This window comes from Sphingobium tyrosinilyticum, assembly GCF_042654265.1.
Taxonomy (GTDB): Bacteria; Pseudomonadota; Alphaproteobacteria; order Sphingomonadales; family Sphingomonadaceae; genus Sphingobium; species Sphingobium tyrosinilyticum.
This window is the reverse complement of sequence record NZ_JBHSFZ010000030.1, coordinates 142,720-165,280: the sequence shown is the minus strand read 5'-3', so window position 1 is coordinate 165,280 and position 22,561 is coordinate 142,720. Positions and strand designations below refer to the sequence as shown.

Genomic DNA, 22,561 nt, shown 5'->3' with positions numbered 1-22,561 from the left:
TTCGGACCGGCCTTTTTTTTGTTCTTGCCAGCCCTTACACCCCGGACGCGCGCTTTAGCCGCTGCTGAGCGTCTGCGTGTTCAGGAACGCATTCAGTTCACTATGGGTTCAATGGGTCATCCCTATTCCTGACCCTCAACAAAAAGCGGAGAAGAATGCATGAAGCGCTCGGTTGCGCCCCTCCTCCTGGCCCTCGCTGCCGCGCCACTGGCGAATCTTGCTGCCCCTGTCCAAGCGCAGCAGACACAGGCCGGTCTGGAGCAGGTGAACGCCTATATCCGTGGGGTCACGACCATGACCGCCGACTTTACTCAGACTGACCGGAACGGCCAGACACTGACCGGCAAGCTCATCATCAAGCAGCCGGGTAAGGTCCGCTTCCAATATCAGAAGGGCGTACCGCTGCTCATCGTCGGCGACGGGAAGGCGCTGACGATGATCGACTATGAAGTCCGCCAAGTGCAGCGCTGGCCGATAGGCAGTTCGCCCCTCGGCGCTCTGCTCGATCCTAAAAAGGACCTGTCGCGTTTCGGCAAGCTGATCCAGACCGGCGACCCCAAGGTGCTGAGCGTCCAGGCGCGCGATCCGAAACGCCCTGAATTCGGCACCATCACCATGATCTTCCAGCGCGATGCGTCTGGTCCGGCAGGCCTGCAGCTTTACGGATGGGTCGCACTGGATTCGCAAAATAACCGCACCACCGTCCGCCTTTCCAACCAGCGGTACGGCGTCGCGGTGGCAGATTCGGCCTTCCGCTGGAACGACCCGCGGCCCAAGGGGCGCGCTGCTGGGGGGTGAAACGGGTTTGGCATGAGATGGACGGATTCGTCATTAATCCTGTTCATCTTGGGCTCATATCCGAAGCCCTAAAAAGAACTCCACGGCGCGAGACGAAGACCGGGATTTCCCCCCTGTTACCCGGAACCCCGCTCTCGCCGCAAAGCGCTTAAAGGGCGCGATCGAGACCCCCGTTCCATGCCCCCGGAGCGGGGGTCTTTCTTTGTGGTCACGCGAAATCGATCATCCCGGCTAACATGGTCGGGCGCTCCAATGCCCGCCAATCACCGATCTTGGGTGGGACTGGGCGTCATCTCGACTGGGCACGGCTCGCTCCTTTCATCTACTGCCCTTGCACGCCCCGCCGCACGGTCTTAGGGGATCAGCATGCCGCAGACACTCAGTATCGCCTCCTGGAACATCAACAGCGTCCGTGCCCGGATAGACATTGTAGAGCGGTTCCTGACCGAAGAAGCGCCTGACATTTTATGCCTGCAGGAAACAAAGGTGGTGAATGAGACATTCCCCACCGACATGTTCCGCCGGATGGGCTACGTGCATCAGGTGTTGAACGGCCAGCGCATGCACCACGGCGTGGCCATTATGAGCAAGGTGCCGATCCATGAAGACGACCGGTTCGACTGGCAGGCCAATGGCGAAGCGCGTCATGTCGGCATCCGGCTCGACAATGGGGTGCGGATCGAGAATGTCTATGTCCCTGCGGGCGGGGATGTGCCCGACCGCGCGATCAATCCCAAGTTCGGGCAGAAGCTCGACTTTCTCGAGCGCATGATCCAATGGTCCTCGGAACTGGAGGACAAGCCGACGATCCTGACCGGCGATTTCAACATCGCGCCCATGGAATGCGATGTCTGGAGCCACAAGCAGTTATTGAACGTCGTCAGCCATACCGCAATCGAATGCGAACTGCTGGGACGCTTGCAGGACTCCAATAATTGGGTGGATATTGGCCGCAAATTCTTTCCGGCGCCGCAGCGGCTCTACACTTGGTGGAGCTACCGCGCGCGGGATTGGGCGGAATCGGATCGTGGCCGGCGGCTGGACCATATGTGGATGACGCAGGATGTAGCGGATAAGGCGATCGGCCATCGCGTCGTCGAACCCGCGCGCAGTTGGACCAAGCCGTCGGATCACATCCCCATCGTCACGGAGTTCGCCTTCTGATGGGCCTCAGGTCATGAAAGGGCGCGCCGCCGCCCGCGCCATCGATGCGCTGCGCCGGGGCTGGGCGGTGACCGTTCATGCCCCTGACGGCGCGCTGCGCATCATGGCTGTCGAAGGGGCCGACGCGGTGACGCTGGCCGACTTCGATCCACTGGGCAAAGCCGACATATTGGTGGCGGCCGCACGTGGCGAAACGCTGAAGCTTGCCAACCAGCTTGCGGCGGCCGATCCGGACATGCCGGTGTTGATTGCCCGTGCGCCGTGGATCGACGGCGATGTCGCCATGGCCATCGCCGATCCGGTACTCGATCTGGCCTCGCCCCTGAAAGGGCCGTTCGCCGCTAAGCCTGTAACAGCCCCGCAAGCCGCCAAGACTGCGTTGAAGCTCGCCCGGCTCGCTGGCATCTTGCCGGCCTTCTTCGTGACGATAGATGGCGACAGCGAAGCAAGGGTCAGCGCGGATGAGGTGGAGGCTTATGATGACGCCGCCCATCTGGCCATCGCGACGCGGGCGCGGTTGCCCGTCTCCGCCAGCGAAACCGCCGAGATCGTGGCTTTCCGCAGCCCAGACGAGCCGCGCGAACATGTCGCGCTGATCATTGGCAAGCGCGATTCTTCGCCGCCCGTCGTCAGGCTGCATAGCGAGTGCTTAACCGGCGATGTGCTGGGCAGTCTCAAATGCGATTGCGGGCCGCAACTGCACGAGGCTTTGCATCAGATCGCAGGTTCGGCCTGGGGCGTACTCCTTTATTTGCGGCAGGAAGGGCGAGGCATCGGCCTCATCAACAAGCTGCGCGCCTATGCCCTGCAGGATCAAGGGTTCGACACGGTCGATGCCAATGTCCGGCTCGGCTTCGCCATCGATGCGCGGGATTTCTCGGTAGCGGCTCGCATGCTGGACCTGCTCGGGATCGGCGGCGTGCGTCTGCTCACGAACAATCCTAAAAAGGTGGAGGGGCTAGAGAAGGCAGGCATCAAGGTGGCGGAGCGGCTGCCGATCATCCTGCCCGCCAATCCGCATAATGAACAATATCTGGCGACTAAGCGCGACCGCACGGGTCATCAGCTATGACGGTCATCCGTGTCGATAGCGCCGCCGGGCGGCTGCGCTTCGGCGGGATCAACATGGCCTGCACGCTGGGCCGAGGCGGGCCTTGCGCAGCGGATGGCAAGCGGGAGGGCGATGGCTGCACGCCGCTGGGTACATGGCCCTTGCGTGGCGTTTTGCTGCGGCCCGGCCGGATAGAAGCAAAAGGCATACGTCTGCCCTGGCGTTGGGTGAGGGAAGGCGACGGCTGGTCGGACGACCCCGCCGATCCATCCTACAATCGCCCGGTGCATTTGCCGCGGCCCTTCTCTGCCGAAGCGCTGCTGCGCGACGATGATGCCTATGACGTTATCGTCGTCCTGGGGCATAATGATGCGCCGCCGGTGCCGGGACGGGGAAGCGCTATCTTCCTTCACCTGTCCGAAGGCCGCCCGACCGCAGGTTGCGTCGCGGTTGATCGCCAGGACATGCTGAAGCTGCTGCCGCTGCTGTCGCCCGGCGATGTCATGGAAATCGCGTAGGAGCCGGCCCTTACGCCTGCTCCAGCGCATCCCCCACTTCGCCGCCTGCTGCCTCGCGCAGCCGCCTTTCCAGCGTCTGGATCCGCGCCTTGCTTTCGATCTTCCCGCCCAGCAGGTCCGTCACATAAAAGGTATCGACTGCCCGCTCGCCATAAGTGGCGACATGAGCGCTGTGCACCGTGACCTTGGACTGGAACAGCGCGTTGGCCAGGCTGAACAGCAGGGCAGGGCGGTCCCGGGCGTTGACCTCGATCACCGTGAAGCGGTTGGACGCCTTGTTGTCGATCAGAACATTGGGCTCGATCCGGAATGCCTCGGCGCGGGTGCGGGGCAGCGGCCGTGCCTCCAGCTTGGTGATCATGCGGTGCCGATTGGCGAGTGAATCCTCGATCGCGTTGCGAATGCGGGTCAGCTGCTCCGGGCTGTGGAATGCGCCGCCCAATGGATCCTGCACGAGGAAATTGTCGATCGCCACGCCGTCACGCGTCGTATGGATGCGGGCGTCGATAATGTTGCCGCCCGCCAAGTGGATGGCGCCGGCGATGCGATAGAAGAGACCCGGATGGTCCGCCGCATAGACGGTTACGAGCGTCGCCCCGCGCTGAGGATAATATTGCGCCGCGATCGACAGCGGGGAATCGCCGGACTCCAGAATATGCTGGGCATTGTGGATCAAGATATCCTCCGGCTCCGCAATCCAGTAGGATTCCGGCAAGCGCTTGCTCAGCTTCTGGAAATCGGCAGCGGACACGCCCAGCGCCTGGCGCAGCGTCTCCTGCTTGGCGGTGACCCGCTCGCTTCTGCCCTTCTGCTTGTGGCCAAGCCTAAGCACCTCCTCGGCCGCCTCATAGAGGTCGCCCAGCAATTGGCGTTTCCAGCTGTTCCAGACCCCCGGGCCGACCGCACGGATATCGACCACTGTAAGGCAGAGAAGCAGCCGCAGCCGTTCGGGGCTTTGCACCACTTCGACAAAGTCCAGGATCGTTTTGTAATCGGCCAAGTCGCGCTTGAATGCGGTCGCCGACATTAGCAGATGGTGCCGCACCAGCCAGGCCACAGTCTCGGTTTCAGCCGCACTGAGGCCGAGCCGGGGACAGAGATGCTCCGCTACCTCCGCGCCGAGCAGGCTATGATCGCCGCCCCGCCCCTTGGCGATGTCATGCAGCAGAACGGCGATGTAGAGTACGCGGCGGGACAGCAGCCTTCCCATGATCTCGGTCGAAAGCGGATGATCCTCCTTCAATTCTCCCTTTTCGATCCGCGCCAACAGGCCGACGGCGCGAATGGTATGCTCGTCCACCGTATAATGATGGTACATGTCGAACTGCATCTGGGCGACGACGCGGCGGAAATCGGGGATGAAGCGGCCGAACACCGACGATTCATTCATCCAGCGCAGCACCGTCTCCGGATCGCGCTGCGATGTGAGGACATCCAGAAAGGCTGTGTTGGCACGCGGATCACGGCGGATCTTCGCGGTGATGAGACCCGCGTCCCGGCTCGCCGTACGCATTGCGCTCGGATGAATGGCGAGCTCATGGCGATCGGCCACCGCGAAAATCTCCAGCAGCCGAACCGGGTCTTCCTGGAAAAAATCATCGCTCGGCAGCGCCAGGCGCCCGCGGTCCAGCACAAATCCGTCCAGCTTCTTAGGCCTGCGGAAGATGGACGGAATATAACGCCGCCCTTTGGGACCTAGCTGATCATCCAGATGCGCCAGGAAAACGGCGGTAAGATCGCCAACTGCCTTCGCGTTCAGGAAATAATAGCGCATAAAGCGCTCGACCCCCGACCGGCCCTGCCGTCCGGTAAAGTGCATCCGCGTGGCGGTTTCCAGCTGCAGGTCGAAGGTTAGGCGGTCCTCCGCCCGTCCTGTGATCATATGCAGGTGGCAGCGCACCGCCCACAGAAAATCCTCCGCCTTCTGGAATTGGCGCAGCTCCAGCTCAGTCAGCAGGCCGACATCGACCAGTTCGGCGACCGATCTTACCCGATTTACATATTTACCGATCCAGAAGAGCGTGTGGAGGTCGCGCAGCCCGCCCTTGCCTTCCTTCACATTGGGCTCGACGACATAGCGGCTGTCGCCCATCCGTTTGTGCCGCTCGTCGCGTTCCTCAAGCTTTTCAGTGACAAAGGCGCGCGCGGTGCCCTGCATCACTTCCGCGTCGAAGCGCTTGGCCGTGTCTTCGTAAAGAGCGCGATCGCCCCAGACATAGCGGGCCTCCAGCAGCGCGGTGCGCACCGTCAGGTCCGCCTTCGCCATGCGCATGGTCTCATCGACGGAACGGCTGGAATGGCCCACCTTCAGCCCCAAGTCCCAGAGCGAATAGAGCATCGATTCGATGACCTGTTCGGTCCAGCCTGTCGGCTTCCAGGGCGTGATGAAGGCAATGTCCACATCGCTATGTGGGGCCATTTCTCCTCGCCCATAGCCGCCCACCGCCATCAAGGTGATGCGCTCTCCCGTGCTGCGGTTGCTCGCGGGATACAGATGATGCGTCGTCGCGTCATAGAGTAGGCGCAATATCTGATCGATCAGGAAGGCGAAGGCGGTGACCGCCTCCCGGCCCCGTGTCGGCTTCGCATCCAGGCGACGAGCGACGTCAATGCGTCCAGCGTCCAGTGCAGCCTTCAACTCCTTCACGATCATTCCGCGCAGCTTGGCCGGATCGCTCCGATATTCCTGCGCCAAGGCATTGATGCTGTCGGAAATCGCGCGCCGATCAATGATCGAGCGGCGCGATCCCAGGGAGGGGAACTGCATGACCATGGGTTTAATCTAGTCTTCGCTACTGGCTGCGGCCAGTTGTTTCAGGTGATAAAGCTGCTCCAAAGCCTCGCGTGGCGACAGAGCGTCGGCATCGATCGCGTCGAGGGCTGCGCGCAAAGGATCGACTTTGTCCTCCTCATGCGCCGCTGCCGCCGCGAACAGCGGAAGGTCGTCTAGACCAGCGGCGATGCCCCCGGTCTTGGCCTTGCCCGCCTCCAGACGCGTCAGCACATCCTTGGCGCGTTTAAGCACCGCCGGCGGCAAACCCGCAAGCCGTGCAACGGCGAGGCCATAGCTGCGATCGGCGGGGCCCTGTGCCAGTTCGTGGAGCAGGACAAGGTCGCCCTTCCACTCGCGCGCCCGTACATGGTGGAGCGAGAGCGCCGAGAGCGTCTCCGCGAGCCGCGTCAGCTCATGATAGTGGGTCGCGAACAGGCAGCGGCAGCGATTGACCTCATGCACCGCTTCGACCACCGCCCATGCCAGCGCCAGCCCGTCATAGGTGGATGTGCCACGCCCGACTTCATCCAGGATGACGAAGCTGCGCTCCGTCGCTTGGGCAAGGATAGCCGCGGTCTCGACCATCTCGACCATGAAGGTCGAACGCCCGCGCGCCAGATTGTCCGACGCGCCGACGCGACTGAACAACCGATCGACCAGGGTGAGCGTTGCCGATTGCGCAGGCACATAGGCGCCAGCCTGGGCTAAGATGACGATCAAGGCGTTTTGCCGGAGGAAAGTCGATTTACCGCCCATATTGGGGCCGGTGACCAGCCAAAGCCGGTCGCTCGCCCCCAGGCGGCAATCATTGGCGACAAAGGGCTGGCCTTCCCGCCGCAGCGCATCCTCGACCACCGGATGGCGGCCGCCGATGATTTCAAGGCAGGGACCTTCGCCATCCTGCGGCAGGAAGTGCGGCCGCTGCCACCCGCCCTCGGCCGCTCTTTCGGCCAACGCGGCCGCCACGTCGAGCCTGGCGAGCGCGTCGGCGGCCAGCGCGATCTCGGACTTGCGGGTGAGGGCGGACTCGATCAAATCCTCCAGATGCGCCGCTTCCGCCGCCAGCGCATGAGCGCCTGCTTGGGCGACCCGGCCTGCCTGTTCATGCAGATCGACCGAATTGAAGCGCACCACCCCGGCCAGCGTCTGACGATGCGTGAAGCCGCTATCCGGCTGCATCAGCGGATCGGCTGCACGCGCTGGCACCTCTACATGATAGCCAAGCACGCCATTATGCCGGATCTTGAGCGAACCGATTCCGCTCTGCTCGCGATATTTCGCCTCCAGCGCTGCGATGGCGCGGCGCCCGTCGCCCGCCATGCGCCGCAGTTCGTCCAGCGCCGGGTCATAGCCATCGGCGATATAGCCGCCGTTTGCCGTTTCCGTAGGCGGGCTCGGCACCAGCGCCCGTGAAAGGCTATCCACCAGCGCGCCATGGCCATCCAGCGCCGGAAGCAGTTGCAGCAGCAGCGGCGGTTGGTCTGGCAGCCTCCCCAGCCTTTCGCGCAGCATTCGTGCTTCGTTCAGCCCGTCCCGCAACTGCCCCAGGTCGCGCGGACTGCCCCGGCCCACTGCAATACGACCCAACGCTCGGCCAATATCCGGGAGCGCCCGCAGCGCGGCGCGGAGCTGGTCGCGAAGCAGCGGGTCATCGTGGAAAAGTTGGACCAGGCCCAGCCGTGCCTCGATCAGTCCTTGATCCATCAGCGGCGCAGACAGGTCCTGAGCCAGCAGCCGTGCGCCTGCGCCCGTGACGGTGCGATCCACCGCTCCCAGCAGGCTGCCCGGCCGCGCGCCGTTCATCGTGGTGGTGATCTCCAAGCTTTCCCGTGTCGCTGCGTCGATGGCGACATGCGCACCGCTCGTCTTGCGCACCGGCGGAGCGAGAAAGGGCAGGGTGCCTTTGCCCGCATGGTCAAGATAGCCGATCAGCCCGCCCATCGCCGCCAGTTCAGCGCGTCCGAACTGGCCGAAGCCATCCAGTGTCGCAACTCCGAACAACCGCTTCAGCGCCGCCTCGGCCCTGTTGCTGGAAAAGGCTGCCCGATCGAAAGGGTGCGAGTCTGCCAGATCAAGCGCCAAGCCATCGGGCACCACGACCTCGCTCGGCCGCAGTCGCGCGAGTTCGGCGGGCAGATCGGCAGGGCGCAACGTCAATGTCTCGAACCGCCCTGTCGAAATATCGGCCGCCGCGATCCCGATTTCACCAGCGCCGTCGCCTCCTGTCTGCGCCAAGGCGACGAGCATGTTGTCGCGCCGGGAGTCGAGCAGCGTCTCCTCGGTCAGCGTGCCCGCCGTCACATAGCGGACGATCGCCCGGGCAACGAGCGCCTTGCTCCCCCGCGCCTTTGCCTCGGCCGGGGTTTCGGTCTGTTCGGCAATGGCGACACGGTGTCCCGCCTTGATCAGCCGGGCGAGATAGCTTTCTGCGCTGTGCACCGGCACGCCGCACATCGGGATCGGCGCGCCGCCATGTTCGCCCCGGCTGGTAAGCGCAATGTCCAGGGTGGCCGCCGCCGCCTTCGCATCGTCAAAGAACAACTCGAAGAAATCGCCCATGCGATAGAAGAGGAGGCAGTCCTGCGCCTCGGCCTTCAGCGCCAGATATTGCGCCATCATCGGCGTTGGTTGGTTTGCAGCAAGGTCCTTGGGGCTATGCATGGTCGTCAGGCGATAGCCGCAAGCGGCACATCAGGAAAGAGCGCGAAAAAACGTGTTTCTCGCGCTTGCCGACAGGTCACGCTTGCCGCTAGGGCCATTGTAGGAAAAAGTGGGGACGGATGTGTCATGGCCGATAAGTCGAATGTGGAATTTTCTGAGCGCGAGGCGCTGTTTTTCCATTCGACGGGTAGGCCCGGCAAGATCGAGATCATCGCGTCGAAGCCCATGGCCACGCAGCGTGATTTGTCGCTCGCTTACTCGCCCGGCGTCGCCGTTCCGGTGCGCGCCATCGCCGAAGATCCCGCAACCGCCTATGACTATACCGCCAAAGGCAATCTGGTCGCCGTCATCTCCAACGGCACGGCGATCCTGGGTCTCGGCAATCTCGGCGCGCTCGCGTCCAAGCCGGTGATGGAAGGCAAGGCGGTGCTGTTCAAGCGCTTCGCCGACGTCGATTCCATCGATATCGAACTTAAGACCGAGGATGTCGATAAATTCATCGACGCGGTCGAACTGATGGAGCCGACCTTCGGTGGCATCAATCTTGAAGATATCAAGGCACCCGAATGTTTCATCATCGAACAGACGCTGAAAGAGCGGATGAACATCCCGGTCTTCCATGATGACCAGCATGGCACCGCGATCATCGCGGCGGCGGGCGTCATCAATGCGGCGATGCTGACTGGCCGTGACCTCAAGGACATGAAGGTCGTCGTGAACGGCGCGGGCGCGGCGTCCATATCCTGCACGGAGCTGATCAAGGCGATCGGCGTGCAGAATGACAATGTCATCATGTGCGACTCCAAGGGCGTCATCTACCAGGGCCGCTCCGAGGGCATGAACCAGTGGAAGTCGGCGCATGCGGTGAAGACCGACGCACGCACGCTTGCCGAGGCGATCAAGGGTGCCGATGTGTTCCTTGGGCTGTCGGTCGCTGGCGCAGTGTCGCAGGACATGGTGAAGGAGATGGCTGGCAAGCCGATCATCTTTGCCATGGCCAATCCAGATCCCGAGATCACGCCCCCCGACGTGCTGGAGGTGCGCCCCGACGCCATCGTCGCGACCGGCCGTTCGGACTATCCCAACCAAGTCAACAATGTGCTTGGCTTCCCCTTCATTTTCCGTGGCGCGCTCGATGTGCGGGCCACCGGGATCAATGAGGCGATGAAGGTGGCGGCCGCGCAGGCGATTGCCGAACTGGCGCGCGAGCAAGTGCCCGAGGAAGTCGCGAAAGCCTATGGCCGCTCGCACAGCTTCGGCCCGGATTATATCATCCCCGCGCCTTTCGATCCGCGCCTGATGGAAGTCGTGCCCGCCGCCGTTGCGCAGGCTGCGATGGAAACCGGCGTCGCGCAGAAGCCGATCGCCGACATGGCGGCCTACCGCCAGTCGCTTAAAGGGCGGCTAAATCCCACGACTTCCGTGCTGACCACCGCCTATGAGGTGGCCAAGGCCAATCCTAAGCGCGTCGTTTTTGCCGAAGCGGAAGAGGAAGTGGTGCTGCGCGCTGCGATCCAGTTCCGTGACCTTGGCTATGGCATCCCTGTCCTGGTTGGCCGTCACGAGGTTTATGACAAGCTGCAGGCGCTCGGTGTCCGCGATCCGCAAAGCTTCGAACTGCACAACAGCGTCAATTCGCCGCTGGTGCCGGACATGGCCGATCGCCTTTATGAACGGCTGCAGCGGCGGGGCCATCTGCGCCGCGATTGTGAGCGCATGGTCAACCGGGATCGCAATATCTTCGGTGCGTTGCTCGTCAGCATGGGTCATGCCGACGCGATGATCACGGGCGTGACGCGCCCCTTCGCCCAGACGCTGCGCGAGGTGAAGCGCGTGATGGACCCGGCGGTCGATCGCACACCGTTCGGCATCCATATCATGGTATCGAAGGACAAGACGGTGTTCCTCGCAGATACGACCGTCAATGAACGGCCCTCCGCCCATGAACTGGCCGACATCGCCGAAGGCACTGTCGCGGTCGCGCGCCGCATGGGCCATGATCCGCGCGTCGCCTTCCTGTCCTATTCCAATTTCGGCAATCCGCCCGGCGGCCATCTGGAAAATGTTCGGGACGCCCTCAAGGTGCTCGACAGCCGGGATGTCGATTTCGAATATGAAGGCGAAATGACCGCCGACGCGGCGCTCAACCCAACGGTGATGAAGAATTATCCTTTCAGCCGCCTGTCCGGTCCCGCGAACGTGCTCGTCATGCCAGGACTCCAGTCCGCGAATATCTCGGCCAAGCTACTGCGCGAATTGGGCGGCACGACGATGATCGGGCCGATGCTGGTCGGAATGGAAAAATCGGTGCAGATCGCCACCATGGCCTCGAATGCGTCCGAGTTGCTGACGCTTGCGGTACTCGCTTCGGCAGGCGTCGCTATCTGATCCGGTCAGCGGGGCGTTCAGCCCTGCCGCCAGAGCGCCACTTCGTCGGGCCCGTCGATGTCCAGGCCCAGGCCGGGCCGGTCGATGGTCAGGAATGGAAGGCGAAGCCGCGCGGCCTCGGCCCGGTGCGCGGCAAAGCTCCCTTCGCCGTAACGGAAACGGAATTGCGATGCGGCGGGCAGGGGCAGGGACAATGCATTGGTGCCCTTCCCCGCGCGGTCAGGCCCGCCAGCAACAGCGTCCGCAGCTACATCAAGCAACGCCGCCACATCTTCGGGTTCGATCGTCGGCAGATCCGCAGATAGCAGGAGCAATCGTCCGATCCCCTCCCGGACGGCGGTGTCCCGCGCGCTTGTCACTGCTGCATTGAGGCCACGCCCCGGATCGGCAAGCAGGCTTATGTCCGCATCCAGCCCATGACGCGAAGGCCCAAGCAGTAGCACCTGGTCCCGCCCGGCCACAGCCTGCGCGGCAGAAACCGTCTTATGCAGCATCTCGGCCACCAAAGCCTGCCGCTCGCTATCGCCCAGCGCCGGGGAGAGCCGTGTCTTGCACGCCTCTGGAGCCTTGATCGGGATGACGATCCAGCAGCGCACGGCTCAACCTGCGATCCGGTCCGCCAGTGCCAGAGCGGCGCGCGCGACTCTCTCCCGATCCTCCAGCGTCTTCATCAGCGTGTCAGTGACGTCATGCGGGATCAAAAGGTCAGCCGCATCGTCCCGTCCGTCGATCAGCAGCCCGTCGATCACACCCGCATAATGCGCAGCAATGCTCTGGTTGGTGACGGCCAGCCCCAACTCGCCCATCAGCTTGGCGGTTGGCCCCTTCACTGCCTGCCCGCCAACGATCGGGGAGACGGCCACGACCGGAGCCTTTGCCGCCGCCAGCGCCTCGCGGATGCCCGGCACCGCCAGCACCGGATCGACGCTCAGCCAGGGATTGGACGGCGCGATCAGGATGGCCCGTGTCTCCGGATCGCTGATCGCCTCGATCACGCCGGGCGCTGGGACCGCACGCGCGGCGCCTTCAAATCGGATCGCCTGTACGGCAGGAGCGCAGCGCCGTTGGACGAAATAACGCTGGAAGGGCAGATCGCCTTCGTCAGTTGTTAGGTGGGTGGCGACCGGGTCATCGCTCATTGGCAACATGGTCAAGCCTAGCCCCCATGCCGCAGCGAAGCGGGCCGTTGTCGCACTCAACGTCTCCCCGTTCGCCAGCAGGTGTGAACGCAGCACATGCAGCGCCAGATCGCCGTCGCCCAGCAGGAACCAATTCTCGCCGCCCAGCGACTTCAGCACATCCATGAAGCTCCAGCTTTCGCCTTCACGGCCCCATCCCTGCGCCGCATTGGCCTTGCCAGCGAGCGTGTAAAGCAGGGTGTCAATGTCCGGCGAAACCGCCAGCCCCATATGGCGGAAATCGTCGCCTGTATTGACGATTGCCGTGATGTCCTTCGGCCGGCATACCCGCATCAGCCCCAAAACGAGCTTGGCTCCGCCCACCCCTCCGGTCAGCACGACGATGCGGCTCATCGGAAAAGATCCTCCTGCAGCGGGCGAACCAGCGCGGCGGCAGGCGCATCGCCATCGGGCAGCGGCAAGCCGCGGATCAGCACCGCCGGTATGCCTTCCGCACCCTCGCCAGTGGCCAGCGCCGCTGCCGTCGCGATCTGGTCTGCAAGTGCGATCTGCGTCACCTCCAGCCGGCGGCCGTCTCTGTCTTGCTCGCCTCGGCGATCAACCAACGCGGGCAGTCCCGCTGCGCCGATCGCAACGCCGACCACACCATGCCGCCATGGCCGCCCGAAACTGTCGGATATGACCACCGCTGGCGCGATCCCGCTTTCACCGGCAAGCGCACGGCTTAGCCCTGCCGCCGACCGATCAGGATCGATGGGCAGCAGCAGCGCCCGCTCCGATCCGCCGGGTCCGATGTTGGACCGATCAATGCCGCTGTTGGCCATAACATGCCCCAGCCGGTGGCGGGTGATCAGCACATGGGGCACGGCGCGCACGACCGCGCTGCTTTCGCGCAGCACCAGTTCGACCAGCCGAGCATCCTTGCGCGTCGTCTCTGCCAGCGCCAGCGCCTCGGGGCTGGGCTCCACCTCGTCCAGATCGACCATGCGGCCTTCCGCCTTGGACAGAATCTTCTGGGTCACGACCAGCACGTCATTTGCCTGCACCGGCCATAGTCCGGGAGCCTCCAGCCCCTCTCGCAGCAGCGTCGCCAGGTCGTCACCGGCGTTGATTTCCGGCATGCCGGTCAGCGGATGAATCGCAATCATAGCGCGCTGTAACGCGCCCGCGCGCTGGTGGGTAGCCGCTCCATGGCGCGAATCGGCGGCGCCTGCCGATCGACAGCGTGGTTTTCCTTGCCAGCCTTATAGCAAGGCGCGAACAATCCAGGCTGAACGCCCTCTCAATCCCGACTCTCGGAAAGACCAGCCATGACCGACGCCGTAGAATTTGACAGCACTACCTTCCGGCGCGTGCTGGGCCATTATCCGACAGGCGTTTGCGTCGTGACCGCGGTGGATCAGGATGGTCCCACCGGCATGGTGGTTGGCTCCTTCACTTCCGTTTCCCTCGACCCGCCGCTGGTGGCCTTCTTTCCGGCGAAATCCTCCAGCAGTTGGCCGCGGATCGAACAGGCAGGACGCTTTTGCGTGAATGTGCTGGCGAGCGACCAGCAACTGCTCTGCCGCCAGTTCTCGGCCAAGGGCGCCGACAAGTTCGCGGGTGTGGCGCATCGCGTGTCTTTCCTGGGCTCGCCAATCTTGGACGGCGTCGTCGCGTGGATCGACTGCACGCTGGAGGCGGTGCATGAGGCAGGCGACCATTATATCGTCCTCGGCAGGGTCAAGGCGCTGGAAGTCGATCGGCCGGACAAGCCGCTGCTTTTCTTCCAAGGAGCCTATGGCGAATTCGCGCATCTCCCCTGACATGGGCGGCTGCGTTACCGCTCCTTAACACGGGTTGGTTAAGGCGGTCGGATCATGACCGACTTGCTGATCACCATTGACACGGAGTTGTCGGCCCTACTGCACGAGCGCGGCGTCGGCTTGGACGACAATGTCCGCTCTTCGATATGGGGTGTATGCGCGCAGGGCCGCGCCTATGGTATCGGTTGGCAGATGGACGAGCTGGAACGGCATGGCCTTAGAGGAGTGTTCTTTCTCGACCCCATGCCCGCGCTTGTCCATGGAACCGAATTTCTAAAGCCTATCGTCGCCGCGATCGCTAGGCGCGGACATGAGGTGCAGCTTCATATCCATAGCGAATGGCTGCGTTGGGCCTCTGGGTCTCCTCTTGGAGGGCGGCAGGGCCGCAATATCGGCGATTTCGCCCTGGATGATCAGGTGACGTTGCTGACGTTGGGGCAACGCTTGCTGGAACAGGGAGGCGCGCCCGCCGTCACGGCCTTCCGCGCGGGCAATTTTGGCGCCAATGATGATACGCTGCGGGCGCTGGCGCGGGTCGGCATCAATTGGGACAGCAGCGTCAATCCCGCTTATCGCCGCTATGGCTGCCGCATCAGCGGCGCGGGCGACCAGATCGGCCCTTCGCACAGGTTCGCCGTCTCCGAACTGCCTGTGTCGGGCATTATCGATCGTCCGGGCGGCTTTCGTCCCGCTCAGATCTGCGCCATGTCGGCTGGAGAGATGCGCATGGGGCTGCGTCACGCCGTACAGGAGCGCCATCCGGCCTTCGTCGTCGTCACGCACAGCTTCGAAATGCTCTCGCGCGACCGGCAGCGTCCCAATCATGCGGTGATGCGCCGTTTCACCGCCCTATGCCGGCAGGCCGCGGAGATCGCGAACTTGCGCGTCTGTGGCTTTCGCGACCTTCCCCCCAGCCTTGCCGATGAGAAGAAGCCGCTCCAGACCCGCGTGCCGCCCAACCGCCTGCGCACCGCCGGCCGCATGGCGCAACAGCTATGGGCAAGCTGGTGTTATGAAAGGCGGCTGATCCCGGCCTGACGCCGGCAGCAGCGGCCGAAGCCGGATCGACGATGGAAAGGTGGCGGAGACGGAGGGATTCGAACCCTCGGTACCGTATTCACAGTACGACGGTTTAGCAAACCGTTGGTTTCAGCCACTCACCCACGTCTCCAAACATGGCCTGAACGCCCGCTTGGGGCGGGACAGCGGCTAGGCGAGAAGCGCTATAACGGCGGCTTTCGCGCAAGGCAACGGGTCTATGCCACGAAATTCTCGCAATTCTGCCTATCGGATTCGTTCCAGCCCGGAATCGACTCGGATCGCCGTTCGTTCATTGTCGTTTCAGCTTGCTATCCGATAATCTAACAGATGGTTGAAGAGCGGGAATTCGGGGAGTTGCGGGCATGATCGGGATGGTAAAGCGGATTACGGCCCGCGTCGCGCGTGGCGGCACATGGGTCTTGGCGACTGCTGGCATGGCGGTGACGCCGCTCGCTGCGCAGGCGCAGGTGCGCACCGTCGATCCCAACACCGCGATTGATGCAGACCTCGCCCCTGTTCCGCCATCGAACGGCGCGCCTACCGACCCGGGCGTCGATAGCAGCGTGCCGCCTTCAAGCGCGGCCACGCAGGATTCGGTCCCTCCTGCTACGGGCAGCAGCACTGCGACGGGCGCGCCCGTCACAGCTAACTCGCCGCCCGCCGCCCTCACTCCAGCTGAGTCCTACCAGGAAGATGATCTGATCGGCGCGGCCGAGGGCGTGTTCGGCAAGGGCGCCGAGGGGCTTGCCGGCATGATCGAAAAGATCCTGAAGGATCAGGGGCGTCCCAACGCCTATATCGCCGGGCGCGAAGCCTCGGGCGCGTTCGTTGTTGGCCTGCGCTACGGATCGGGCACTCTCAACCATAAGGTCGAAGGGCGGCGACAGGTCTATTGGACTGGCCCATCCATCGGTTTTGATGTGGGCGGCAATGCCGCCAACACCTTCGTCCTCGTATATAATCTCTACGACACGCAGGACCTTTACCATCGCTTCCCAGCGGCCGAAGGCACGGCTTATCTGGTGGGTGGGTTCACCGCCAGCTATCTGCGCTGGGGCAGCGTCGTGCTAATTCCGATCCGGCTGGGTGTCGGTTATCGGCTGGGCGTCAACGCCGGTTACATGAAGTTCACGGAAAAGCGGAACTGGCTGCCCTTCTGATGCCGGTTCAGAGCGGGAAGCTGAGTTGCTGTCCCGCCTCTGCGCCCTCCTCCTGGTCGAGATTGTGCACGCCGAGGCCCAGCAGCCGTGCTCCCATGCGGAGCGGCAACTGAGCGACCAGCAAGGCGCGCCCGGTCTCGGCCAGCAGTTCCGCCGAGCGAACCGGCGCGCCCATGCTTTTTGACCGGGTGATGATCCGAAAATCCGCAAATTTGATCTTCAGTACCACAGTCCTGCCATAGGCGCCGCTTTTCTCGATCCTGCTCCACAGACTCTTCGCAATCCGATCGATTTCGGCGACCAGCGCCTCCTCCGTCAGGAGATCGTCGACAAAAGTGTCCTCGACGCTGACCGACTTTCTTTCCTGCCGTTCATGCACCGGCCGGTCGTCTTCACCCCGCGCAGCCCGGTAATAAAAGGGTGCGGCGCTGCCGAAATGCTGCTGCAGGAAGGGAAGGTCTCGCGCTCGCAGGTCCGCCCCGGTTTCTATGCCCAGGACATGCATCCGCTGCGCCGTCACAGGTCCCACGCCATGGATGCGCCGCACCGGCATCTTCGCCATGAAGTCTGCACCTTCGCCGGGCCGGACGACGCAAATGCCGTCCGGCTTGTTCTGGTCCGAAGCGAGCTTGGCGATCAGCTTGTTGTAGGAGACGCCTGCAGAAGCGGTGAGGCCGGTCTCCTCTCGGATCATCCGCCTGATCTCTTCGGCGATCATCGTTGCGGATGACATGCCCAGCTTGTCCGTCGTCACGTCGAGATACGCCTCGTCCAGCGACAGGGGCTGGATGATGTCGGTAAAGCGGGCGAAAATCTCCCGCACCTGCGCCGAGACCGCGCGATATGCCTCGAAACGAGGCTTCACGAACAGCAGGTCGGGGCAAAGCCGCCGCGCCCGCGCGCGCGGCATGGCCGACTTTACGCCAAAGACGCGCGCTTCGTAGCTCGCCGTGGCGACCACGCCGCGGGGCCCGCCGCCGCCAACCGCGATCGGTTTTCCCCGCAGTTCGGGGGCGTCGCGCTGTTCGACCGACGCATAAAAGGCATCCATGTCGATATGGATGATCTTGCGCGGCGGGCTCTCCATAGCGCGGCTTTATGCCACAGCAGGAACGAAAGGGAAACGCGAAGCCTTCAGCTCAGGGCTTCTTGTCCTTGAGCGACAGCAGGGCGGCAAAGGGGCTCGCCTGCTCCTCGCTTAGCACACCTGCTTCGCGAAGATAGGTGTCGGCATCGAGCGAGCGCGGATAGGGCGTCATCGCCAAAACCACTGTTTCGGCTACCGCTTCACCCATGTCGATCATCTGGCCATCAAAGCCGATGACATCGCAATCTTCCGAATCGATCTCCAATTCTTCCCCTTCCGCCGCCTCGCCGCTCTCGGCTACGAAGCGCAGCAGGAAATCAGTATCGATCTTCTCCGGCACCGCGACGCCCGTAGCGACGCATGGCTGGGCCAGCTCAGCCCGCACCCGCCCGCGCGCCACGATCGCGCCATTTTCCTCGCTCATCGCATAGTCGGCTTCCAACCGGTCGAGCGCCAACAGGTTGAAGCGCCGCGCCAATGCCTCGCGTTCACTGGCGTCGGCGGCAATGGTGACGCCTTGCGCGTGCCGGGCGATTTGATCGATGCGGACGGGCCGCGAAAATTCAGGTGCCGGGCTGCTCATCCGAGGTCTCCCGTCAGCAGCGCGTCGCGCGACAGCGCGGCGAGCCGAATCCAGCGCGCGCGCAGACAAGATTCGACATGGGTGATCGCCTCCCCCGCAGGCACCTCCCCGCGGTAGAGGTTGCGTACCAGCGCCTCCCGCAGTTCCGCTTCGCCCGAAAGCGCCGCGCGGTAGGCGGCCGAACGACCGCCCAAGGCGCTCACCATCCGGCCGATATGCTTGCCGACCACCACATCGCCAATGCCCTCCTGCCGGAGCTGCCCGTCCATGTCATCGACGAACAACTCGGTCAGCCATACGCTTTCTTGGCTGGCGCCCAGCGCCTCCAGCCGCATCAGCACCTGCGCCAATATGGCGACGATCATGTCGAACCGGCCGTCGATCGTATCGGGCACCTTGCCTTCCAGATACCAATGCGGCTGACGTCCTTCATGAACGGTAGCCTGATAGAGCGGCTGCATCGCGTCCTTTGGGTCGCTGCGCGCAAACAGGCGCTGGAAGAGGTTGGGCATGATGAAGCGGTTTCCTGGCTGAACGAAGCGGAGGCCCCCTTGCCGGGGCTCGCGCATTTCCATATTGATCGCTGGGCCGCGCGATGCAATGGCGGCTTTGGTTTTCGCGTTTTCCGGGCTCGTCCCGGCAGGAGAAGTTCATGCGTCTGTTCAGCCGACATCTGTTGCTTGCCGTCGGCCTCGGCGCGCTTGTCCTGGGCGCATCGGGCTGCACGCGCATCCGGACCCATCAGGGATATCAGGTGGACAAGCTGCTGGTCGATTCGATCCAGCCCGGCGTCGATAACCGCGCATCGGTCGAAGGCACGTTGGGCCGTCCCAGCTTCACGGCGCAGTTTGGCGATCAGGACTGGTATTATGTGTCGCGCGACATGCGCGCCCTGGCTTTCTCCAATCCCAAGCCCGCGGCGCAGACCATTCTGCATGTCCGCTTCGACGCGGCGGGCAATGTGGTCGCTGTTGATCGTATGGGCTTGGAGCAGGTCGCGAAAATCTCGCCCTCCGGCGACAAGACCCCCACGCTGGGCCGTCATCGCAGCCTGTTCGATGAGATTTTCGGAAATATCGGCGCGGTGGGCGCCGGTGGTATGGGCGGGGCTGGCGGCGGCAGCAATACTGGCGGCGGCGGCGGTCCCAACGGCAGCTAAGCGTTGGGCAAGTACCTGACCCTTTTTCTCCGTTCATTACCGAACCGCAACGATGGACGCATGTAAATAGCGACTGTTGCTTAGAATCCACCATCTCCCGAGTCCCCCGAGCCTAATGCAGCGCGACTGGCGCGGACATGGTTATTGGATGCGATCCAAGTCTTTGTTCTGGTTAAGAAAGCCAATTAATCTTGGCTATTAATAAATAGAGACTCGCAACCTTGCCGGGTGAGGCATATGCTTCCATCATGTCCTCTGCAGTAAGCCAAAAGTAGTATTTCAGGCGCTGCATCTATGACATAGTCAAAAGGGTTAGGATAAAATTTCCAAGCCTTAACAAACTGTTAGCGGATATTGTCACTAACTCGAAATTTCCGCTCGCAGGTCAGGACTCTGACGGCACAAATGTGCTAGTCATAAGTTGTTGAAAGAAAAAGAAAGGGTCGCACTGCAGGCATTTAGTCACTGGTCTTTCATGCTTCGTTTGGGGCCTGCTAACGAACGTGAAAGGGATCATGAGGGGACTACCCAATGGCTTACCCAGTCAATGTGCGTCTGTTGTGCGGTAATGCAATCGTTCGAGAAGGTTTGAGCCGGATCCTTATGGATAGGGATTTCCGGGTCTGCCAATATCCAAATATTGCCACTGCGCTCCAAAAGGTGGAGGTCCCGGAAGAAGACACCGGGCCATCCTTGCTACTGATAGATAATGGCACTGAGGAGCTGGACGCGGACAGCGTTGAAGTCCTTCAGCGGCGATTCCCTTGCTCCTACCTGGTTGTCTTGTCCGACCGGTTTGACTTCCAGACTATGCTCAAGGCGTTCCGGCTGGGCGCGATGGGTTATATCATTAAGGAAATCAGCTGCGATCGCTTGGTTGCGACGCTGCAGCTGGTCGCGATGGGCGAACGGGTACTCCCGCCGCAACTCGCCGACGAATTGCAGTCACGGCCGACGTTGACGGATGCGCTGGAAATAGAACGTCCAGTGGATGCGGCCAGCCTGTCGGATCGCGAGCTTGAAATCCTGCGCTGGCTCATCATGGGATGCCCCAACAAGGTCATCTCCAAGCGGATGGACATCAGCGAGGCGACGGTGAAGGTTCATGTGAAGGCCGTGCTGCGTAAGCTGCGCGTCAAGAACCGGACCCAGGCCGCGATCTGGGCGGCGAACCATGGTATGCGCGGCCGTGTGTCGGAAATCGAACCGGCTATCCCGGTGGAGGTCACCATCCCCCATCCGGCTCAGCTTCCGCCGCTCGAAAGGCTCGCGGCCCCCCTCAGCCGCGTCTGATATCGCCCGCGGCCCATAAAGGGCCGCGGCGCTGCCCTCATGGTTAGAACTTACTTCAGATCGGCCGTCTCGGTTGAGGGGCGGCCGGCATCTCTGTGCCTGCCTGGCGCAGGGTTGCGGAGCTGGCCGACGCCACACTCTGGCACGGCCGCTCCGTAACCACATGGCGGCGAAAGATTGGGCGGCCTGTTGATCGGTTTGCAAAACTGCTATGCTTCCGCCGTCCAAGACTCACGGCAAAGGGAGAGGTCCCATGGCCACGCGCTGGACCATCAAGGGCAAGGAATTCGTGCACTGCAACTGTTCCTACGGTTGCCCGTGCCAGTTCAATGCATTGCCCACACATGGTCATTGTCAGGCTATCGCTGCAATAGATATCGAGCAGGGGCATCATGACGAAACTGATCTATCCGGGCTGCGCATTGGCCTGATCGTCGCTTGGCCAGGGCCGATCCATGAAGGCAATGGCCAGGCCGTGCCGATCGTCGATGAACGCGCCGATCTGCCTCAGCGCGAGGCGTTACTGCGCATCATGAGCGGCCTCGACACCGTGCCTGGCGCCACTTTCTTCCAAGTTTTCTCCACCACCTTCACCAAGGTGCATGAACCTGTCTTTGCCCCTATTGACCTGCGGGTCGATATAGACCGCCGATCCGCGCGGCTGGACATTCCAGGCTGGATCGACGCGCGTGGAGAACCGATCGTCAACCCGGTGACGGGGGAGGAGCATCGCGCGCGCATCAACCTGCCTCAGGGATTCGAATATGACGTCTGCGAAGTCGGCCGCGGCTGGGCGCGGACGCAGGGGCCGGTCGATGTGCAACTCAGCGATTCCCATGCCCAATTTGCGCAACTGCACCTGACCGAGAGCGGCGTTGTCCACTAGGCAGGCTTCCCCGCCCGGCCGGGCGGGGCTTGCCCTCAATCACCTGCTCTCCCGCCACAGCCTGATCGTCGGAGCCGCCTTGCTGGCGCTGGGGCTGATGGCCTGGGCATGGCTTCTGTCCCACCCCCATGCGCTCATGGCTGACATGCCTGCGATGCCGGGCAGGGACATGGCTGGAATGGAGATGGGCGGCATGACCATGAGTGCCGATCCCTGGTCCTTCGCCTATCTGGCCACGGCCTTCGCCATGTGGTCGGCCATGATGGTTGCGATGATGCTTCCCTCCGCCGCGCCGATGATCCTGCTCCATGCGCGGATCGACAGGTCCGACAGCGAGAGCATGCGGCTGCTGCACAGTCTTTTGTTCGTCGCTGCCTATGTCGCCCTGTGGACCGGATTCTCGGCCCTTGCCGCAGTCGCGCAGGCATTGCTGCTGCACAACGGGCTCTTGTCCGCCGCCACGCTTGCGCTCGACCAAAGAGGAGCTGCCTCGGCGCTTCTGCTGCTGGCAACCGCCTATGAGTTGACACCCGCCAAGCATCGTTGCCTCGAAAAATGCCAGTCGCCGCTCATCTTCATCCATCGCTATTGGAAGGCCGGCGCTGCGGGCGCATTCAGCCTCGGTATGCGGCATGGACTTTATTGCGTGGGCTGCTGCTGGGCCTTGATGCTGCTGCTGTTCGCAGGCGGCGTCATGAACCTTGCCTGGATCGCTCCGCTCACCATCCTGGCCGCCATTCAAAAGGTAGCGCCACCGCGCTGGCGGCTGCACCGCTGGACCGCGGCGCTGCTGCTCCTGCTCGCGGGCCTCCTCGCCATCCTGTGACGCTTAAGAACTGGCCGGTAGACGCCTGCCGCCTCCACCCCAGGTCTCGCGGGACTATGCCATCTGCACTCACTCACGCCAAAAACCGGATCGGCGAAAGCCGCACCGGATGAGGTTTGAGGGTCTTATCGTCAGGCGACGGGAGATCGGATAATGAAAGCAGATTGCTGATCGCTGCCAGCGTGATCCCGATCATGGGCTCATCCGATCTACGACCCGCCCGGACCTG

The 22,561-nt window shown here is 62.9% G+C and carries 21 protein-coding genes and 1 tRNA gene; 12 read left to right on the top strand and 10 right to left on the bottom strand.

Translation table 11 applies throughout. The features are described from left to right. The first annotated feature begins 159 nt into the window (after positions 1 to 159). From ACFO3E_RS14110 to ACFO3E_RS14095, 4 genes are all read left to right on the top strand, one after another. Complete coding sequence (locus tag ACFO3E_RS14110) at positions 160 to 798, top strand: LolA family protein (protein ID WP_066525947.1); 639 nt, start codon at positions 160 to 162, stop codon at positions 796 to 798. Positions 799 to 1,164: 366 nt separating this feature from the next. Beyond that, on the top strand, positions 1,165 to 1,962 hold the full coding sequence (gene xth, locus ACFO3E_RS14105) for an exodeoxyribonuclease III (protein WP_066525950.1): 798 nt from the start codon (positions 1,165 to 1,167) through the stop codon (positions 1,960 to 1,962). A gap of 13 nt (positions 1,963 to 1,975) precedes the next feature. Continuing rightward, the gene (gene ribA / locus ACFO3E_RS14100; RefSeq protein ID WP_066525952.1) at positions 1,976 to 3,034 is read left to right on the top strand and encodes a GTP cyclohydrolase II; all 1,059 of its coding nucleotides are present in this window, start codon (positions 1,976 to 1,978) and stop codon (positions 3,032 to 3,034) included. Continuing rightward, positions 3,031 to 3,531: a L,D-transpeptidase family protein gene (locus tag ACFO3E_RS14095; RefSeq protein ID WP_066525956.1), complete on the top strand. Its 501-nt coding sequence runs from the start codon at positions 3,031 to 3,033 to the stop codon at positions 3,529 to 3,531. The genes ribA and ACFO3E_RS14095 overlap by 4 nt, the downstream gene beginning before the upstream one ends. A gap of 10 nt (positions 3,532 to 3,541) precedes the next feature. Here ACFO3E_RS14095 and ACFO3E_RS14090 read toward each other — a convergent pair whose 3' ends face one another. Beyond that, positions 3,542 to 6,304, bottom strand: coding sequence for a [protein-PII] uridylyltransferase (locus ACFO3E_RS14090; RefSeq protein WP_066525958.1), 2,763 nt, complete (start codon positions 6,302 to 6,304; stop codon positions 3,542 to 3,544). 9 nt (positions 6,305 to 6,313) lie between these two features. After that, the gene (gene mutS / locus ACFO3E_RS14085) at positions 6,314 to 8,965 is read right to left on the bottom strand and encodes a DNA mismatch repair protein MutS (RefSeq protein ID WP_066525960.1); all 2,652 of its coding nucleotides are present in this window, start codon (positions 8,963 to 8,965) and stop codon (positions 6,314 to 6,316) included. Positions 8,966 to 9,091: 126 nt separating this feature from the next. Here mutS and ACFO3E_RS14080 point away from each other — a divergent pair, with 126 nt between their 5' ends. Continuing rightward, positions 9,092 to 11,353, top strand: a complete 2,262-nt coding sequence (locus ACFO3E_RS14080; protein ID WP_066525963.1) for an NADP-dependent malic enzyme — start codon at positions 9,092 to 9,094, stop codon at positions 11,351 to 11,353. A 17-nt stretch (positions 11,354 to 11,370) separates the two neighbouring features. On the opposite strand, the gene cofC is transcribed toward ACFO3E_RS14080, so the two are convergent. Genes cofC through cofE form a run of 3 tightly spaced genes read right to left on the bottom strand, consistent with a single transcriptional unit; the run spans position 11,371 to position 13,640 of the window. After that, a complete protein-coding gene (gene cofC, locus ACFO3E_RS14075) occupies positions 11,371 to 11,949 on the bottom strand; it encodes a 2-phospho-L-lactate guanylyltransferase (RefSeq protein WP_066525964.1) in 579 nt (192 codons plus the stop codon). A 3-nt stretch (positions 11,950 to 11,952) separates the two neighbouring features. Then, complete coding sequence (gene cofD / locus ACFO3E_RS14070; protein WP_066525969.1) at positions 11,953 to 12,885, bottom strand: 2-phospho-L-lactate transferase; 933 nt, start codon at positions 12,883 to 12,885, stop codon at positions 11,953 to 11,955. Beyond that, positions 12,882 to 13,640 carry a coenzyme F420-0:L-glutamate ligase gene (cofE, locus tag ACFO3E_RS14065; protein ID WP_066525970.1) on the bottom strand — a complete coding sequence of 253 codons (759 nt, stop codon included), beginning with the start codon at positions 13,638 to 13,640 and terminating at the stop codon, positions 12,882 to 12,884. Before cofE ends, cofD begins: the two co-directional genes overlap by 4 nt. Positions 13,641 to 13,802: 162 nt before the next feature. On the opposite strand from cofE, the gene ACFO3E_RS14060 reads away from it, so the two are divergent. Both ACFO3E_RS14060 and ACFO3E_RS14055 read left to right on the top strand, forming a co-directional pair. Beyond that, positions 13,803 to 14,297 carry a flavin reductase family protein gene (locus ACFO3E_RS14060; RefSeq protein WP_066525972.1) on the top strand — a complete coding sequence of 165 codons (495 nt, stop codon included), beginning with the start codon at positions 13,803 to 13,805 and terminating at the stop codon, positions 14,295 to 14,297. Positions 14,298 to 14,351: 54 nt separating this feature from the next. After that, positions 14,352 to 15,335: a polysaccharide deacetylase family protein gene (locus ACFO3E_RS14055; protein ID WP_066525974.1), complete on the top strand. Its 984-nt coding sequence runs from the start codon at positions 14,352 to 14,354 to the stop codon at positions 15,333 to 15,335. A gap of 41 nt (positions 15,336 to 15,376) precedes the next feature. Here ACFO3E_RS14055 and ACFO3E_RS14050 read toward each other — a convergent pair. Further along, positions 15,377 to 15,468: transfer RNA gene (locus ACFO3E_RS14050), tRNA-Ser, on the bottom strand. Positions 15,469 to 15,700: 232 nt separating this feature from the next. Between ACFO3E_RS14050 and ACFO3E_RS14045 the strand changes: the two genes are divergently transcribed. After that, entirely contained in the window at positions 15,701 to 16,498 is a 798-nt protein-coding gene (locus ACFO3E_RS14045) for a DUF1134 domain-containing protein (protein ID WP_066525976.1), read from the top strand. Between the two features lie 7 nt (positions 16,499 to 16,505). On the opposite strand, the gene dinB is transcribed toward ACFO3E_RS14045, so the two are convergent. The 3 genes from dinB to ACFO3E_RS14030 are packed head-to-tail and all read right to left on the bottom strand — an operon-like array spanning position 16,506 to position 18,680. Further along, positions 16,506 to 17,585 (bottom strand): DNA polymerase IV, encoded by a 1,080-nt coding sequence (dinB, locus tag ACFO3E_RS14040; protein WP_380805454.1) that lies wholly within the window; start codon positions 17,583 to 17,585, stop codon positions 16,506 to 16,508. 52 nt (positions 17,586 to 17,637) lie between these two features. Beyond that, positions 17,638 to 18,168: a YceD family protein gene (locus ACFO3E_RS14035; RefSeq protein ID WP_066525982.1), complete on the bottom strand. Its 531-nt coding sequence runs from the start codon at positions 18,166 to 18,168 to the stop codon at positions 17,638 to 17,640. Next, positions 18,165 to 18,680, bottom strand: a complete 516-nt coding sequence (locus tag ACFO3E_RS14030; protein ID WP_066528936.1) for a ubiquinol-cytochrome C chaperone family protein — start codon at positions 18,678 to 18,680, stop codon at positions 18,165 to 18,167. Before ACFO3E_RS14030 ends, ACFO3E_RS14035 begins: the two co-directional genes overlap by 4 nt. Positions 18,681 to 18,820: 140 nt before the next feature. On the opposite strand from ACFO3E_RS14030, the gene ACFO3E_RS14025 reads away from it, so the two are divergent. From ACFO3E_RS14025 to ACFO3E_RS14010, 4 genes are all read left to right on the top strand, one after another. Then, positions 18,821 to 19,327 (top strand): outer membrane protein assembly factor BamE, encoded by a 507-nt coding sequence (locus ACFO3E_RS14025; RefSeq protein ID WP_066528934.1) that lies wholly within the window; start codon positions 18,821 to 18,823, stop codon positions 19,325 to 19,327. Positions 19,328 to 20,110: 783 nt separating this feature from the next. Next, entirely contained in the window at positions 20,111 to 20,620 is a 510-nt protein-coding gene (locus ACFO3E_RS14020; protein ID WP_380805451.1) for a LuxR C-terminal-related transcriptional regulator, read from the top strand. A 253-nt stretch (positions 20,621 to 20,873) separates the two neighbouring features. Beyond that, a complete protein-coding gene (locus tag ACFO3E_RS14015) occupies positions 20,874 to 21,506 on the top strand; it encodes a DUF1326 domain-containing protein (RefSeq protein WP_066525988.1) in 633 nt (210 codons plus the stop codon). Continuing rightward, positions 21,496 to 22,332 (top strand): DUF2182 domain-containing protein, encoded by an 837-nt coding sequence (locus tag ACFO3E_RS14010; RefSeq protein ID WP_066525991.1) that lies wholly within the window; start codon positions 21,496 to 21,498, stop codon positions 22,330 to 22,332. The genes ACFO3E_RS14015 and ACFO3E_RS14010 overlap by 11 nt, the downstream gene beginning before the upstream one ends. Before the next feature lie 73 nt (positions 22,333 to 22,405). Here ACFO3E_RS14010 and ACFO3E_RS14005 read toward each other — a convergent pair whose 3' ends face one another. After that, on the bottom strand, positions 22,406 to 22,528 hold the full coding sequence (locus tag ACFO3E_RS14005) for a hypothetical protein (RefSeq protein WP_257784354.1): 123 nt from the start codon (positions 22,526 to 22,528) through the stop codon (positions 22,406 to 22,408). Positions 22,529 to 22,561 lie beyond the last annotated feature (33 nt).